Source organism: Dongia sp. (assembly GCF_041905885.1).
In the GTDB taxonomy this organism is placed as follows: domain Bacteria; phylum Pseudomonadota; class Alphaproteobacteria; order Dongiales; family Dongiaceae; genus Dongia.
In genome coordinates, this window is record NZ_JAYRKD010000002.1 from 1 (window position 1) to 14,937 (window position 14,937).

The following is a 14,937-nucleotide window of genomic DNA, read 5'->3' on the forward strand; positions in this document are numbered from 1 at the left end:
TCAACAGCGACTGCACCGTAAAGGCCGGACATATGGACGCTATCGAACCGGCTCACCACAACGCTCGCATTCGCTTGCAAGATCGGGGGCCGTCCACATATGGATGGTCCGCCTGCGCGGACCATGACGAATTTTCAAGGGCGCTGCGCGCCTCGGAACCCGTCACTCGTTGGTCGGCAGCGGCGGCACGGGTGGTTCGCGGTGCTGCTGGCGGGCGACCACGGTCTCGCGGTGGATGATGTAGATGCCGGCCGCGACCACGATCAGGCCACCGACGATCAGGAAGGCGTCCGGCACTTCCTCGAAGAAGACCCAGCCCAGCAGGAAGCCGTAGATCAGCGCCGTGTAGTCGAACGAGGCGACGGTCGCCGCGCGGGCGCGCTGATAGGCCATGGTCATGACGATTTGGGCGATGCCGCCGAGGCCGCCGATCAGGATCAGCACGGCCCAGAGCCGGAGGCTCGATGGCATGACCCAGGCTTGCGCGGGATCGACCTCACCCCAGGGAATCGTCAGCAGGGAAGCCAGCGTCGCGAAAGCCGTGAAATGGAAGACGATGGTGGTCGAAGGCTCGGTCGCACCCAGCTTGCGGATCGAGATCATCGCCACCGCGTAGAGAACCGCCGCGGCCAGCGGCACCAGCGCATTGATGTCGAACAGGGTCGAGCCCGGTCGCGTCATCACCAGCACGCCGACGAAGCCCACGATGACCGCGCTCCAGCGCCGCCAGCCGACATGCTCGCCGAGGATCGGCACCGAGAGCACGGTGATGAAGATCGGGCCGGACAGGCCGAGCGCGATGGCGTCGGAGAGCGGCATCAACTTGTAGCTCAGGAAGAAGCAGAACATCGAGGCGACGCCGAACACGCCGCGCATCACATGGCCCCAGGGCCGACTGGTCCTGAGCGGGACACCGCCATGGCGCCACCAGGCGAAGGCCAGCAGCGGGATGAAGCCGAACAGGTTGCGGAAGAAGATGATCTCGCCGGTTGGAAATGTCTGCGCCACCGACTTGATGATCGCGTCCATCACCGTGAAGGTGAAAACCGCGCAATTGGCAAAGACAATGCCCCAGAGGGCGGCGCCCGCCGGACCGCCGGCGCCCTGCCCCTCACCAATCCGGGCGGCCCTGGTCGTGGTCGCGGTTTGAACCAATGTGGTCTCGCTGAGAAAGACGGGTGGGAAAGAACGCCGGGCAAGCGCGCGCCCGGCGTTGATCGGCGTCACCTTATTCCTGACACCCGGGATATGCCATCAACGGCTCTGCATGCCCCTCATGCTCGGCTTCAGGGTCATTAACGAGTCAGTTTGCGGATTGACGTGAAACCAAGTTGCCGTAGAGTGAAAAGAACAATAAAAATCTCAACAAACAGGGCGGTGCTGCATCGCAAGATGCGGTCAAGGGATAGGTGAATTTTGACCGGATTACCCGCGGTCGAAGCCAAGAATGTCACCAAGACATTTGGCGCGGGTCCTGACGCGGTCGTCGCGTTGGACAACGTATCTTTGACGATTCGGCAGAACGAGTTCTTTACCCTCCTCGGCCCTTCCGGCTGCGGCAAGACCACCCTGCTCCGCCTGATCGCCGGGTTCGAGCTGCCGACCGCCGGCAGCATCCTCCTGGAAGGCCAGGAAGTGGCGCACCTTCCGCCCTACCGGCGGATGGTCAACACCGTCTTCCAGTCATACGCGCTGTTCCCGCACCTGACGGTCGCCGAGAATATCGGCTTCGGCTTGAAGATGCTGGGGCGCAAGCGCGCCGAGCGCGACGCCCAGATCGAATCCATGCTGCGCCTCGTGAAAATGGAGGCGATGCGGAACCGCAAGGTGCATCAGCTTTCCGGCGGCCAGCAGCAGCGCGTGGCCCTGGCCCGCGCCCTCGCCCCCCACCCGAAAGTGTTGCTGCTGGACGAGCCCTTGTCGGCGCTGGATTTGAAGCTGCGCAAGGAGATGCAGATCGAATTGAAGCGCCTGCAGCACGAGACCGGCATCACCTTCATCTTCGTGACCCATGACCAGGAAGAAGCCCTGACCATGTCGGACCGGATCGCGGTCATGTCGGGCGGCAAGATCCTGCAGATCGGCACGGCCAACGAGATCTACGAGCATCCGGTCGAGCGCTTCGTCGCCGACTTCATCGGCGAGACCAACTTCATCGAAGCCGAAGTCATGCAGCGGATCGGCAACAAGGGCCAGATCCGGCTGCCCTCGGGCCTCGACGTCGCGCATGAGCTCGATCCGGGCGCCGCGGTCGGCGGCAAGGTGACCTTGGCGATCCGGCCGGAGCGCATCGACCTGGTGAAGCCGGGCGCCGACTGCCAGCTCGCCGGCAAGGTCGAGAACATCGTCTATTTCGGCACCGACACCCATTTCCACATCGATCTCGACACCGGCGGCGAAGTCACGGTTCGCGTGCAGAACCGCCGCGGCTTCCAGGAAGTCCTGAAGCAAGGCGATCCCGTCGGGTTGCGCATCGCCCCCGAGGCGATGCAGGTGCTGAAGGACTAGGGCCATAATGGCGTCTACGGAACTCGCCGCACCCGCGCCCGGCCCGGCTTCACCCGAGCCCGCACCGACGCCCGCTCTTTCCGCCGCGCAAGCCGCCCAGGAGCAGATCGAAAAGCAGGCGGGCGTGCGGCGCTGGCTGCTGACCGCGCCGGCGCTGATCACCGTCGGCATCTTCGGCATCCTGCCGCTGATCATCATCGTGATCTATTCCTTCCTCAAAGCGGCGCCCTATGGCGGCGTGGTCTGGTCGCCTTCGGTCGAGGCCTATGTCTCCTTCCTGTTCCAGACCGACATCTTCACCGACGAGCTCGTGTTCTCGCCGGACTTCCTGCAGATCTACTTGCGCTCCTTCGTCTTCGCGGTCGGCACCACGGCGATCTGCCTGCTGCTCGGCTTCCCGACTGCCTATTTCATGGCGACCCGGCCGCCCAAGCAGCGCAACTGGTGGGTGCTGCTGATCACCATTCCCTTCTGGTCGAACCTGCTGGTGCGCACGCTCGCCATCATGTTCATCATTCGCGACGAGGGCCTGCTCAACAACCTGCTGATCGGCCTCGGCGTGATCCAGCAGCCGATCACCCTGCTCTACACCGACTTCGCGATCGTGCTCGGCCTGTTCTATTCCTTCCTGCCCTTCATGGTGCTGCCGCTCTATGCCAGCCTGGAGAAGCTGGACTTCCGCCTGGTCGAGGCCGGCTACGACCTCTATGCCTCGCGGCCCAAGGTGCTGTTCCGCATCATCATCCCGCTGGCCAAGCCCGGCATCATCGCCGGCTGCCTGCTGGTCTTCATCCCGGCGCTGGGCGCCTATGTGACGCCGCTGATCCTCGGCGGCGGCAAGCATCTGATGATCGGCGACCTGATCGCGCAGCAGTTCGGCTCCGGGCGCAACTGGCCGCTGGGCGCCGCGCAGGCCTTGATCCTGATGTCGGCGGTGCTGGTGGCCCTGTTCTTCTACGTGCGCGCGACCAGCGGCAAGGTGAAGCATGGCTAGTGCCGCGAAGGGCGTCGATCTCCGCACCCAGTTCGGCTTCCACACGATCGCGGTGATCTGCCTGGTCGTGCTCTATTTCCCGATCCTGATCCTGGTGGTGTTCTCGATCAACGCCAACGACCTGGTGGCGGTCTTCTCCGGCGTCAGCACCAAGTGGTACGAGAAGGCCTTCTTCAACGAGGAATTCCACAACGCGGCGGAAAACACGCTGATCATCGCCGTCGCGGCCACGATCGGCTCGACCATCTTCGCGACGCTGGCGGCATTGGCGACCACGCGGGTCGCCCCCTGGCGCGGCCAGAACAGCGTCTACATGGTGATCAATCTGCCGCTGATGGTGCCGGAGATCATCACCGCGGTCGCAACGCTCTCCTTCTTCGCGCTGCTGGGCCGGACGCTCGGGCTCAATTTCGGGATCGGCAACATCATCCTCGCCCATCTCGTCTTCTGCATCCCGTTCGCCTACATGCCGATCCGGGCGCGGCTGGAGACCATGGACCTGACGCTGGAAGGGGCGGCCGCCGATCTCTACGCCACCCCGTTCAAGGCCTTCTGGCACGTGACGCTGCCGCTCTTGATGCCGGGCATCAGCTCCGGCGCCGCCCTGGCCTTCATCGTCTCGTTCGACGATTTCACCATCACGCAGCTGATCGCCGGCCCCGGCCAGACCACTTTGCCGCTCTATATCTGGAACATGATCCGCCGGCCGATGACGCCCGAGATCAACGCCATCAGCACCATCCTGCTCGGCATCTCGATCCTGTTCATCCTGATCTCGTTCTGGATCGCGCAGCGACGGAAAGCGATATGAAGCCTCGGATTTGCCGAGACAGAGTTTACATGTGGAGGAAACGATGACTAAGAGAATCGCATTGAGCATGGCCAGCATGGCGGTAATCGCCATGCTCGCCGCTGGTTGCGGAGAGAAGAAAGAGGAGCAACAATCCTCGGAGTCGACCGGCACCACGAACACGACCAACACCACGACCACCGAGCCGGCGCCCGCCACGGCACCGGCGGCGACCCAGGAAGCAGCCAAGCAGCCAGACGCGCCGGCGCCGGCTGGGGGCGAACTGCATATCTACAATTGGGGTGACTACACCAACCCCAAGCTGGTCGAGAAGTTTGAGAAGCAGTTCAACGTCAAGGTGACCTTGGACGACTATGACTCGAACGAGACCATGCTCTCCAAGGTGCGCGCGGGCAACTCCGGCTACGACATCGTCGTGCCTTCGGACTATACCGTGAAGATCATGGTCGACGAGGGCCTGCTCGAGAAGACCGAGCCCGCGTCGATGGAGAACTTCAAGAACGTCGATCCGAAATTCGTCAACGTCTATTGGGACGACGGTCGGCATTATTCGGTGCCCTGGCAGTTCGGCCTGACCACCTATGCGGTCGACACCGCGAAGTACAAGGGTCCGATGGATTCGATCGGCCTGCTGTTCAACCCGCCCGAGGAGCTCAAGGGCAAGATCAACGTGCTGGATGACATGAACTCGCTCATCCACGCCGCCGAGCGCTTCGCCAACGTGCCGCGCTGCTCGGCCGACAAGGCCGACCTGCAGAAGGTCAACGACATCCTGCAGGCTGCGAAGCCGAGCTGGAAGACCTTCAGCTATGACACCATCACCAAGATGACCTCGGGCGACGTGGTGGTGACCCAGACCTGGAACGGCGCCGCCTATCGCATGCGGATCGCCGTGCCGACGGTCAAGTTCGCCATGACCAAGGAAGTCATGGAAGGCTGGATGGACAACGTCGCGGTGCTGAAGGGCGCCAAGAACGTCGAGAACGCCAAGAAATTCCAGAACTTCATCATGGATCCGGAGAACGCCGCGCTGATCTCCGACTTCGCGAAGTATGACAACGGCATCATGGGCAGCCACAAGTTCCTGCCGCCGGAGTTCGGCGAGGCGCCGGAGATCAACCCGCCGGCCGGCACCAGCAGTGAGTTCGTGCCGCCCTGCCCGCCCGAGGTGGTCGAGATCTACAACAAGATCTGGACCAACCTGAAGAAGTAGGCCTGCCCAAGGCAGAAAGGGGCCCGGTGATCCCGGGCCCCTTTTTTTGCGTCCGGAGACATCATGAACGATGCCGAGATCTGCTATCTCACCGCGACCGATGCGCTGAAGCTGTTCAGGGGGAAGAAACTCTCCCCGGTCGAGCTGATGTCCGCGGTGATCGCGCGGGCGGAGAAGATCCAGTCGAAGCTGAAGCCCTTCACCTTCACCCATTTCGACGAGGCGATGGACCTCGCCAGGAAGGCGGAAGCGAAATACGCCAAGGGTGCGAGGACGGGCGCGCTGGAGGGGCTGCCGATCGGCATCAAGGACGAGAGCTTCATCGCCGGCAAGCCGACTTCCTTCGGCTCGCTGATCACCCAGGATTTCGTGCCGGACACGACCTCGCCCAACAACGAACGTATCCTCAGGGCCGGCGGCATCGTGCACGCACGGACGGCGACGCCGGAATTCTCCTGCGCGACCTATACCAACACCAAGCTCTGGGGCGTCACCCGCAATCCCTGGAACCCGAAATTCACCACCGGCGGCTCGTCGGGCGGCTCGGGCGCGACCCTCGCCGCCGGCACCTCGCTGCTCGCCATGGGCTCGGATATCGGCGGCTCGATCCGGATCCCGGCCTCGGCCTGCGGCGTGGTCGGCTATAAGCCGCCCTATGGCCGCAATCCCGATGACGCACCGTTCAATCTCGATCCCTATTGCCATACCGGGCCGATGACGCGGTCGGTCGCCGATGCGATCCTGCTGCAGAACGTGATCTGCGGGCCTTCCCCGACGGATATCGCGAGCCTCAGGCCGAAGCTGACCCTGCCGACGACTTATAAGCCGATCAAGGGCTGGAAGATCGCCTATTCCATGGACCTCGGCTTCTACGAGGTCGACAAGGATGTGGTCGCCAACACCAAGGCGGCGCTCGAAGTGTTCAAGAGCCTGGGCGCCACGGTCGAGGAGGTCGATCTCGGCTGGGGCATCGATGCGCTCAAGACCGCGACCGGGCATCTCTGGCATCTGTTCGGCACCTATCTGGCCGAGCACCAGTTGAAGAAGCACCGCAAGCTGATGTGCGAATACGCGATCGAGCTGGGAGAGTTCGGGCGGAAATCCAAGGCTTCGACCTTCCTCGCCTCGATGGAGGGTGCGGCGAAGATGTATTCGACCTTCGGGCCGATGATGGAGAAATACGACGCCTTCATCTGCCCGACCACCGCGCTGCCGGCGGTGAAGGCCGACTTCAAGCTGTCGCGCGACAGGATCCGGATCAACGGCAAGCCGACCAAGCTGCCGACCGACCTTGCCTGGGTGATGACGCCGGTCTTCAACACGCTGTCGCGCTGCCCGGTGCTGGCGGTGCCGTCGGGCCATGCCGCGAACGGGGTGCCCACCGGCATCCAGATCGTCGGCCGCTCCTACAGCGACGCCGATGTGTTCCAGGCGGGCATCGCCTACGAAGCCGCGCTCGGCGGCTGGTACAACTCGGCCAGGAAGCGGCCGCAAATCTGACAAGACTGGGGGGAGAAATCATGGCGGACCAGGAACTCTGCTATCTGACGGCAACCGAGGCGCTGAAGCGCTTCAAGGCGAAAAAGCTGTCGCCGGTCGAGCTGATGCAGGCGGTGATCGACCGCGCCGAGCAGGTGCAGCCGAAGCTGAAGCCCTATACCTACATGCATTTCGACGAGGCGATGGATCTCGCCAAGAAAGCCGAGGCGAAATACGCCAAGGGCGGCAAGACCGGCGCGCTCGAGGGCCTGCCGATCGCGATCAAGGACGAGAGCTACATCGCCGGCAAGCCGACCTCGTTCGGCTCGCTGATCACCAAGGACACGATCCCGGAGAAGAGCTCGGTCAACAACGAGCGGATCCTCAAGGCCGGCGCGATCGTGGTCGGCCGCACCGCGACGCCGGAATTCTCCTGCTGCTCGGTCACCCATTCCAAGGCCTGGGGCATCACCCGCAACCCCTGGAACCCGAAATTCACCCCAGGCGGCTCCTCGGGCGGTTCCGGCTCGGCTCTGGCCGCCGGCGCCACGACGCTGGCCATGGGCTCGGATATCGGCGGCTCGATCCGGATTCCGGCGTCGGCCACCGGTGTGGTCGGCTACAAGCCGCCCTATGGCCGCAACGCGGACGACGCGCCGTTCAACCTCGACCCCTATTGCCATACCGGGCCGATGACCCGCTCGGTGGCGGATGCGATCCTGCTGCAGAACGTGATCTGCGGTCCGTCGCCGACCGACATCGCCAGCCTGAAGCCGAAGCTGACGCTGCCCACCGACTACAAGCCGATCAAGGGCTGGAAGATCGCCTATTCGATGGATCTCGACTGTTTCGAGGTCGACAAGGAAGTGGTCGCCAACACCAGGGCGGCGCTCGAGGTGTTCAAGAGCCTCGGCGCCACGGTCGAGGAAGTCGAGCTCGGCTGGGGGCCCTGGGCGCTGGAGACCGGGGTCGCGCATCTCGATCATCTGTTCGGCAGCTCGCTCGCCAAGCTGGCGAAGAAGCACCGCAAGATCATGACCTATTACGCGCTCGACTTCGCCAAGGCAGCCGTCAAGTCCAAGGCCTCGGACTTCCTCGCCGCCATGGAGGGCGCCGCGAAGATGTACGAGACCTTCGGTCCGTTGATGGAGAAGTATGACGCCTTCATCTGCCCGACCTTGGCGCTGCCGGCGGTGAAGGCGGATTTCATGTCCGGGCCGGAAGTGCTGAAGATCAACGGCAAGGTCTCGAAGTTCAACCCGGTGCTCGGCTGGTGCATGACCACGCCGTTCAACACCCTGTCGCGCTGCCCGGTGCTGGCGGTGCCCTCGGGCCACGCCAAGAACGGCGTGCCGACCGGCATCCAGATCATCAGCCGCACCTATGAGGATGCAACCGTGTTCCAGGCGGCGACCGCCTACGAAGCCGCGCTCGGCGGCTGGTATCGCGATAACGGGCACCGGCCGAAGCTCTGAACAAGCGAAAGCGGCCTGAGTTTCCTCAGGCCGCTTGCCGCATCATCGGAGCTCAGTTCTGCGTGGTGTTGGCCGGCGGGGTGTCGGTCTGGGCGACGCCCTTGAGCTTGGCGACCTCCGCCGCGGCGATGTTGTATTCCATGTACTGACGCTCGCCGGTCGCGACCACCGCACCCAGCCGCTTCACCGCTTCGGGATTGTCGCCGGCGATCAGCGCGGCCTGGCCGAGGTAGAAGTCGCGGTCGAAGGCGCGCGCCATCTTGTCGAAGTCGGTCTTGGCCTCGGCCGCGACGCGCTCGACCGCGGCGGCATCGATCTCGCCGGCGAAGAACCGCGCCAGGGTGCGCGGCCAATCCTCGTAGCGGGGGTCGGCGGCGAACTCGACGAAGTTCTTCTTCGCCGCCTCGGCCTGGCCGGCATGCAGTTGCTCGACGAAGTAGAGCAGCTTGATGAACGGCTCGCTGGGATCGAGCTCCACCGCCTTCTTGTAGTCGCGCAGCGAAGCCTCATGATCGCCGATGACCTGATAGACGCTGGCGCGGCCGCCGAGCGCATAGGACGCCTTGTCGTCGTACTTCATCGCCTGGTCGAAGCTCTTGATCGCGCCCCTGTAGTCGCCCTGCTGCAGCAGGGCGTAGGCGCGGCCGCTATGCGCGGCGCTTGACCCGGGGTAGAGCGTAATGGCGCGGGCGAAGTCGGCCAAAGCCTCGGTATCCTGGCCGAGCTGCGAATGGAAATTGCCGCGCGCGACGTAGGAGAGCGGTAGGTCGGGATCGCGTTCGATCGCCGCGTCGTAATCCTCGGCGGCCTTGTCATACTGCTTCAGATCGGCATAGGCGCCGGCGCGGGCGCGCAATGCGGCGCTGCTTTCCGGCCGCAGCCGCAGGAATTCCGTGAAGTCGGCGGCGGCCAGGTCGAACTTGCGGTCGCGCATGTAGATATAGCCGCGGCTCATGATCAGCTCGGCGGAGTCCTTGAAGCGGTCGATCAGCGCGGTGAGATCGGCGATCGCGTTCTCGAGATCCCCTTTGGCGTTGTCGTCGCGGGCGGAAAGACTCTCGCTGCGCGACAGCAGTGCGGCCGGATAGCCCGGCTGTTGCTCCAGCGCCTTGCTGAAGTCGGCGATCGCCGCGTCGGTCTTGTCCGAGGCCGCAAGCCACAGGCCGCGGCGGACGTAGAGCTCCGCATCCTGCGGCCTTGCCTTCAGCGCCGCCGTGAGATCGGCGATCGAAGCGTCATAATCCATATCGTCGGCCCGGCTGTAGCCGCTGTCGCGGCTCTGGCGGGCGATATAGGCGCTGATCTCCGGGTCCTGGGGCAGATACTGCGCCACCTTGTTGATGAAGGCGGAGACCGGCACGGCATTCGAGAGCAGGTTGAAGTAGCTCGGGTCGTCGGCCGAGACCAGGGCCGATTCGGCGGCCTCGGTCTCCAGGCCGTCGAGCAGGATCAGGGAGACGTTGATCCCCAGCACGCGCGGCCAGACACCCGGCTCTTTCGCGTTCCGCTCCAGGATCGGACCGCCGGAATTGCCGGGCAAGGTCAGGCAGTCATGCTGCCACCCCGATCCCGACATCTGGCCGATGACACGGCAATCGGGATCTTCCGTCAGCTTCTTCTCGGACTTGTCCTTCGGCAGGCCGACGACGATTGCATCCAAGGTGAGACCGGAGCGGGCGAGGTCGCGCGTCGATTGCGGCGCAAGCTTCAGATAGCCCCAGCCTTCCGCCGGGTCGCCGAGGCAGCGATCGAGCTTCAGCAGCACCCAGTCGTTCCAGCCGTTGGCCTGCACCGCCTTAATCCGCTTGGCGATCTTCCCATCGTCGTCATCGACATAATCACCCCAGGCCACGGGATGCGCTTCTGCGCTCTCGGCATAGCGCCGGCCGCCGGTATAATCGGGGCCCACATCGCCTTCGCCGACATAGAAGGTGGCGGTATCGCCGGCGGAGACCTTTCCGTTGCTCGCGACCACATGATAGGCGGTCATCACATGGCAGGGTGCCACCAGGAAGCCGGTGCCGAGGCCGGCTCCGCCGCCGTACTTATGCTCCACCAGGCCGATCGCCCCATAGGGCGTTCCTTTTTCACGGGCGCGCGAGACGCGATCGTCGCCGCCGAAGCCGGCGGCGGACGCACCGCTGTGGGCGGCGATGACGGTGACCAGCGCAAGTAAGACGACGCCAAGCACGGGAAAGCGTGATCGGCGGAACAAGGCGGTGAGCTTCATCGGGTCCCAGTCAGCGATGGTCGGTGTCCGGCCGGCGCAAGATAGCAAAGCAGCCGACGCGGCCCTAGTCCTATCAGCCTAGGGCGGAAGCTTTAAACAAGCCTTTACCCTGGCGTGCTCTCATCATGCGGTTCGGCGTGTTTTGGCCGTTTGAACCGAACCTCCGGCAGATTCGTCGAACCAAGCGAATCACCGCGTGTGTGCCTCCAGCCTGGGAAAATGCTGCCATCTTCTGTGGAATGGCAGGAATATAGGCAACCTGGAGCTGTATATTGAATTTAAGCTAATTAGTTTCAGTTGCGTAAGCAGTGGCTCATCATTCACACTGAAGTTCTGTCATCTCTGCGGCTGTGCGATCCGACAATGGGTTACGATCTTCGTTTGATTGCCCTTCACCGCCGCTCCGGTCTCCGGTCGCTGGCAGAAGCAGCTGCGACTTTCATCCATGACTTCGCGCAACGCCATGGCTGGCAGGGGCTGAACCTCGCCCTCCCCGGCTTCATGCTGGCCTATACGGCCATGGCGGCATTGCTCTGCTTCGGCTTCGGCCGCGGCGCCGACTTCCGGCCGGCGCTGTATCTGCCGGCATTCTCCTCCAGCTATCTGCTCGGCTACGCGATCATCTTCGTGGTGGTCGGGGTGCGCCACTGGTCCGGGCGCAGCGCGCGGCCGTTCCTGTTTTTCGCGCGCGTGTGGACGCCGCGCGAGTTCCTGCACCGCCTGATCGCGGCGGCCCCGTTCCTGATCGCCTGGCCGTTCTTCATGGCCGGCTTCACGGCGATGAAGAACCTGCTGAACGAAGTCGTGCCCTTTACCTGGGACTCGACATTCGTGGAGATCGGGCGCGCGCTGCATTTCGGCCAGCATGCCTGGCAGTGGCTCGACATCGAGAACCCGGCGCTGACGCGCGTGCTGGAATCGACCTATGCCTTCTGGGGCGTGCTGCTGGTGGCGGTGCCCTTCGCCGTCGCGCTGTGCCGGGCGGACTCAGCCGCGCGGTCGCGCTTCCTGATCAGCTGCATCCTGGTGTTCATCCTGCTCGGCAACGTCGCGGCGGGGGCGTTCATGTCCGCCGGGCCGTTCTGGTTCGAGTTCAGCGGCGCCAAGCAGAACGACTATGCCGGTCTGTTCGCCTATCTGACGCAGGTCGATTCCAACGGCGACTTCTCCGCCATCTCATTCCAGCGCTACCTCTGGCAGGCCTATGTCCAGGGCGCGACCCAGCTCGGCACCGGCATCTCGGCATTCCCAAGCGTCCATGTCGCGGTGGCGACGCTCTATGCGCTCTATGCCTGGCCGCTGGGGCGGCTGCCGCGCCTTGCGGCCGCGCTCTATCTGATCGCGATCATGGTCGGCGCTGTCCATCTCGGCTGGCATTACGCGCTCGACTGCTACGCCGGCCTGCTCGGCGCCGTGCTGATCTACGGCGCGGTGGGTGCGATGCAGCGCTGGCACGCGCGCATGGCTACAGCCAAACCCGCCGCCGTGCAATCGGCGCCGGCCTGACGTCAGCTTTTCGCGGTCTCCGGCCGGTCACGCTGGGCGCCGGGTTGGGCGGGCGCGGGGGAAGGGTCCGGTTTTCGCGACTTCAACACCGGCGCATCGGTGACGACATCGAAGTCGAACGCCGCCGCGCTCTCGCGGGCGAGCAAACTTGCGGATCGTGAAACGGACATGACAAAGGCCTCCTGGTTTGGAAGCCGCTCGATCCGTCTGGCGTTTCTCGGGGTTCTCGGCCGGAAGAGATGGGCCTGAATGCGAAAGCCGCCTCGGGATCGGGCGGCTTCGGGTTGAGCAACTTGCGTGCGCTTCCTAGACCGCCGGATTGTACCAGCGGTACCAAAATCGAGAGGTGGGAAGGGCGCGCGTTAGGGTCATGGCAGGCGCAAACTAGCGCCGGGACGCCGCGCTGTCCAGTGACCCATGTTGCGTGGCGCTTGTGACCGGCATCATAGCGGCTCGCGGCGGCGGAGCCTTAGATCAGCTGGTCGAACCGGAACGCGGGACGACACGACGATTATCATCGCCAGTATTGGGGACAGCGATGAACCAGGCCGAAGCCAACAAAGCACTGATCCGCGCCCATTACGATTCCGCCGCCAATGCCTATCGGCCTTCGGTGATCGATCGCCAGGTCGCCGCGGATTTCGTCGATCACACAAGCCCGGACGCCTGCGGTCCGGAAGGCGTGAAGGCGCAGGCCCGTGCCTTGCGCGCCGCCTTCCCCGATCTCACCGTGACGATCGAGGACTTGGTGGCGGAAGGCGACCTGGTGGCCGTGCGCGGCACCTGGCGCGGCACGCATCAGGGCAGCTTCCGCGGCCTGCCGCCGATCGGGCGGCGGATCGAGCTCGGCTGCATGGCCTTCTGGCGCGTGGCCAGCGGGCAGATCCGCGAAAGCTGGAACTTGATCGACCTGCCGGCGCTGATGCGCCAGCTGCAGGGCTGAGCGCTCAACCTTCCCAGAACCGCTTGCCGCCTTCACGCCCGGCATCGCTGCGCGACAGCCCGAGATCCTTCAGCATGTGATCGCTCATGGCGACCAGCGCGCGGCGCTGGCGATAGCGCTCCAGCCAGATCAGAAGCGTATCGCCGGTCCGCTGCCACCAGGCGGCGAAGGCGGCGGCGGCCCTGAATGCCGCCGCCGCGTGCCGGGACGCTGTCAGGCGGGGCGCCGGCATCTGCTGCACGCCCATCACCGGCTCGCGGTCATCGGGTCGATCACGTTGCGGACCTCGGTGATCTTGTTGGCCGGGAAGCCGCTGATCTCGGCGTGGCGGCGGATCACCGCCTCATCCTTGGCCATGTAGATGCAGAAGGTCTTGTCGCCGACCACGTAGGAATGCTCCCACTGGATGTCCGGTGAGAGCTTGGCCAGGGCTTCGTTCGACTTGGCCGCGGCGGCCTTCAGCTGCATGCCGTCCAGCGAACCCACCTGCGGGATGTCCCGCTCGATAACGAAACGACGCATCTTGGTGCTCCTTGTGTGAGGCCGGCTCAGGACCGGCCCGGGATCCGCCGCGGGGTGCTGCGGACGGCCACAACCTCTGCCGATCGGTCCCCTGCCGACAGTGGCGGATGGGACCAGGTGGGGCGAGTTTTGCCAGACTTCCCACAGTTGTGATGGTTGTCACGGACGAATCCTGCCAGAGTCCGCACACTGCGCTTGTGGAGGACCTCGCCATGAATCAGATCAGCCGTAATCAAATCAAAGTGTCGATCGTCGTCGCGCCGGATGCCGAACCCTGGGTCGCGGTCGGGATCCACGACGCCTTCTGGGCGGTCGGCACGCTCTGGAACCGGGTCATGGGCGAGACCGAGGCGCCGCGCTTCTGCCCCGAGATCGTGGCCGCGACCCGCGCGCCGCTGATGACCGGCACCGGGGTGCGCCTCGAGCCGCACCGCACCTTCAGCGAGGCCACGCATACCGACATCGTCTTCGTGCCCTCGCTGCTGATCGCGTCGGGCGCGCAGTTCGGCCGCGAGAATCCGGAGCTCATCGACTGGGTCTGCCGCGCCCATGCCGAAGGCGCCCATGTGGTCTCCGCCTGCAGCGGCGCCTACCTGCTGGCCGAGGCCGGGCTGCTCGACAACAAGGACGCGACCACGCATTGGGCCTTCGCCGCGGCGATGAAGGCTGAGTATCCGAATGTGCGCTGGCAGACCGACCGCATCCTGGTCTCCGCCGCGGAGGACAACCGCGTCGTCACCGCCGGCGGCGCCACCTCATGGATGGACCTGGTGCTCTATCTGGTCGGCGCCTTCGCCGGGCCGGAGGAAGCGCGGCGGCTCGCCAAGATGTCGCTGTTTGACTGGCACCATGACGGGCAGAACCCCTATTCGCGCCTCACCACCAAGATGCAGGGCAAGGACAAGCTGATCCAGGAATGCCAGACCTGGCTCGCCGAGAACTACGCGGCCGGCGATCCGGTCGCCTCGATGATCCGCCGCTCGGGCCTCTCCCGCCGCACCTTCAACCGCCGCTTCAAGAACGCGACCGGCACCGCGCCTTTGGACTACGTGCAGCGCCTGCGGATCGAGGAAGCCAAGCAGATGCTGGAGACCACCGACGATCCGGTCGAGACCGTCGCCTGCGAGGTTGGTTATGGCGACACCGTCTCCTTCCGCCGCCTGTTCAAGCGCCTGGTCGCCGACACGCCCGCCGTCTACCGCCGCAGGAAACGCCTGCCGGATGCGGTCAGAGAGATGGGGGTGATGGTCTAGATC

The 14,937-nt window shown here is 64.6% G+C and carries 13 protein-coding genes; 9 read left to right on the forward strand and 4 right to left on the reverse strand.

The window, feature by feature from the left end; genetic code table 11:
- Nucleotides 1-162 precede the first annotated feature (162 nt).
- Complete coding sequence (locus tag ACH2CY_RS01800) at nt 163-1,155, reverse strand: DMT family transporter (protein ID WP_395015275.1); 993 nt, start codon at nt 1,153-1,155, stop codon at nt 163-165.
- A gap of 261 nt (nt 1,156-1,416) precedes the next feature.
- On the opposite strand from ACH2CY_RS01800, the gene ACH2CY_RS01805 reads away from it, so the two are divergent.
- The 6 genes from ACH2CY_RS01805 (at nt 1,417) to ACH2CY_RS01830 (ending at nt 8,480) form a co-directional block, all read left to right on the forward strand.
- Nucleotides 1,417-2,508, forward strand: coding sequence for an ABC transporter ATP-binding protein (locus tag ACH2CY_RS01805; protein ID WP_395015276.1), 1,092 nt, complete (start codon nt 1,417-1,419; stop codon nt 2,506-2,508).
- Nucleotides 2,509-2,515: 7 nt separating this feature from the next.
- Complete coding sequence (locus ACH2CY_RS01810; RefSeq protein WP_395015279.1) at nt 2,516-3,502, forward strand: ABC transporter permease; 987 nt, start codon at nt 2,516-2,518, stop codon at nt 3,500-3,502.
- The gene (locus ACH2CY_RS01815; protein WP_395015282.1) at nt 3,495-4,313 is read left to right on the forward strand and encodes an ABC transporter permease; all 819 of its coding nucleotides are present in this window, start codon (nt 3,495-3,497) and stop codon (nt 4,311-4,313) included. The genes ACH2CY_RS01810 and ACH2CY_RS01815 overlap by 8 nt, the downstream gene beginning before the upstream one ends.
- Nucleotides 4,314-4,356: 43 nt before the next feature.
- Nucleotides 4,357-5,526 (forward strand): extracellular solute-binding protein, encoded by a 1,170-nt coding sequence (locus ACH2CY_RS01820; protein WP_395015283.1) that lies wholly within the window; start codon nt 4,357-4,359, stop codon nt 5,524-5,526.
- Between the two features lie 63 nt (nt 5,527-5,589).
- Nucleotides 5,590-7,026 carry an amidase gene (locus ACH2CY_RS01825; RefSeq protein WP_395015286.1) on the forward strand — a complete coding sequence of 479 codons (1,437 nt, stop codon included), beginning with the start codon at nt 5,590-5,592 and terminating at the stop codon, nt 7,024-7,026.
- Between the two features lie 20 nt (nt 7,027-7,046).
- A complete protein-coding gene (locus ACH2CY_RS01830) occupies nt 7,047-8,480 on the forward strand; it encodes an amidase (RefSeq protein WP_395015287.1) in 1,434 nt (477 codons plus the stop codon).
- Nucleotides 8,481-8,532: 52 nt separating this feature from the next.
- Here the strand turns inward: ACH2CY_RS01830 and ACH2CY_RS01835 are convergent, their stop codons facing one another.
- Nucleotides 8,533-10,710, reverse strand: a complete 2,178-nt coding sequence (locus ACH2CY_RS01835; RefSeq protein ID WP_395015289.1) for a tetratricopeptide repeat protein — start codon at nt 10,708-10,710, stop codon at nt 8,533-8,535.
- A gap of 363 nt (nt 10,711-11,073) precedes the next feature.
- Between ACH2CY_RS01835 and ACH2CY_RS01840 the strand changes: the two genes are divergently transcribed.
- Nucleotides 11,074-12,216, forward strand: coding sequence for a phosphatase PAP2 family protein (locus ACH2CY_RS01840; protein ID WP_395015292.1), 1,143 nt, complete (start codon nt 11,074-11,076; stop codon nt 12,214-12,216).
- Nucleotides 12,217-12,754: 538 nt separating this feature from the next.
- A complete protein-coding gene (locus ACH2CY_RS01845) occupies nt 12,755-13,159 on the forward strand; it encodes an ester cyclase (protein ID WP_395015294.1) in 405 nt (134 codons plus the stop codon).
- Between the two features lie 4 nt (nt 13,160-13,163).
- Here ACH2CY_RS01845 and ACH2CY_RS01850 read toward each other — a convergent pair whose 3' ends face one another.
- Complete coding sequence (locus ACH2CY_RS01850; protein WP_395015297.1) at nt 13,164-13,406, reverse strand: DUF1127 domain-containing protein; 243 nt, start codon at nt 13,404-13,406, stop codon at nt 13,164-13,166.
- Nucleotides 13,406-13,681: a DUF4242 domain-containing protein gene (locus tag ACH2CY_RS01855; RefSeq protein ID WP_395015298.1), complete on the reverse strand. Its 276-nt coding sequence runs from the start codon at nt 13,679-13,681 to the stop codon at nt 13,406-13,408. The genes ACH2CY_RS01850 and ACH2CY_RS01855 overlap by 1 nt, the downstream gene beginning before the upstream one ends.
- A 212-nt stretch (nt 13,682-13,893) precedes the next feature.
- On the opposite strand from ACH2CY_RS01855, the gene ACH2CY_RS01860 reads away from it, so the two are divergent.
- Nucleotides 13,894-14,934: a GlxA family transcriptional regulator gene (locus ACH2CY_RS01860; protein WP_395015301.1), complete on the forward strand. Its 1,041-nt coding sequence runs from the start codon at nt 13,894-13,896 to the stop codon at nt 14,932-14,934.
- The last annotated feature ends 3 nt before the right edge of the window (nt 14,935-14,937 follow it).

Coding starts and splice junctions, on each gene's coding strand:
- ACH2CY_RS01810 (WP_395015279.1), top strand. CDS start 2,516: ATGGCGTCTACGGAACTCGCCGCACCCGCGCCCGGCCCGGCTTCACCC.
- ACH2CY_RS01815 (WP_395015282.1), top strand. CDS start 3,495: ATGGCTAGTGCCGCGAAGGGCGTCGATCTCCGCACCCAGTTCGGCTTC.
- ACH2CY_RS01820 (WP_395015283.1), top strand. CDS start 4,357: ATGACTAAGAGAATCGCATTGAGCATGGCCAGCATGGCGGTAATCGCC.
- ACH2CY_RS01825 (WP_395015286.1), top strand. CDS start 5,590: ATGAACGATGCCGAGATCTGCTATCTCACCGCGACCGATGCGCTGAAG.
- ACH2CY_RS01830 (WP_395015287.1), top strand. CDS start 7,047: ATGGCGGACCAGGAACTCTGCTATCTGACGGCAACCGAGGCGCTGAAG.
- ACH2CY_RS01835 (WP_395015289.1), bottom strand. CDS start 10,710: ATGAAGCTCACCGCCTTGTTCCGCCGATCACGCTTTCCCGTGCTTGGC.
- ACH2CY_RS01840 (WP_395015292.1), top strand. CDS start 11,074: ATGGGTTACGATCTTCGTTTGATTGCCCTTCACCGCCGCTCCGGTCTC.
- ACH2CY_RS01845 (WP_395015294.1), top strand. CDS start 12,755: ATGAACCAGGCCGAAGCCAACAAAGCACTGATCCGCGCCCATTACGAT.
- ACH2CY_RS01850 (WP_395015297.1), bottom strand. CDS start 13,406: ATGGGCGTGCAGCAGATGCCGGCGCCCCGCCTGACAGCGTCCCGGCAC.
- ACH2CY_RS01855 (WP_395015298.1), bottom strand. CDS start 13,681: ATGCGTCGTTTCGTTATCGAGCGGGACATCCCGCAGGTGGGTTCGCTG.
- ACH2CY_RS01860 (WP_395015301.1), top strand. CDS start 13,894: ATGAATCAGATCAGCCGTAATCAAATCAAAGTGTCGATCGTCGTCGCG.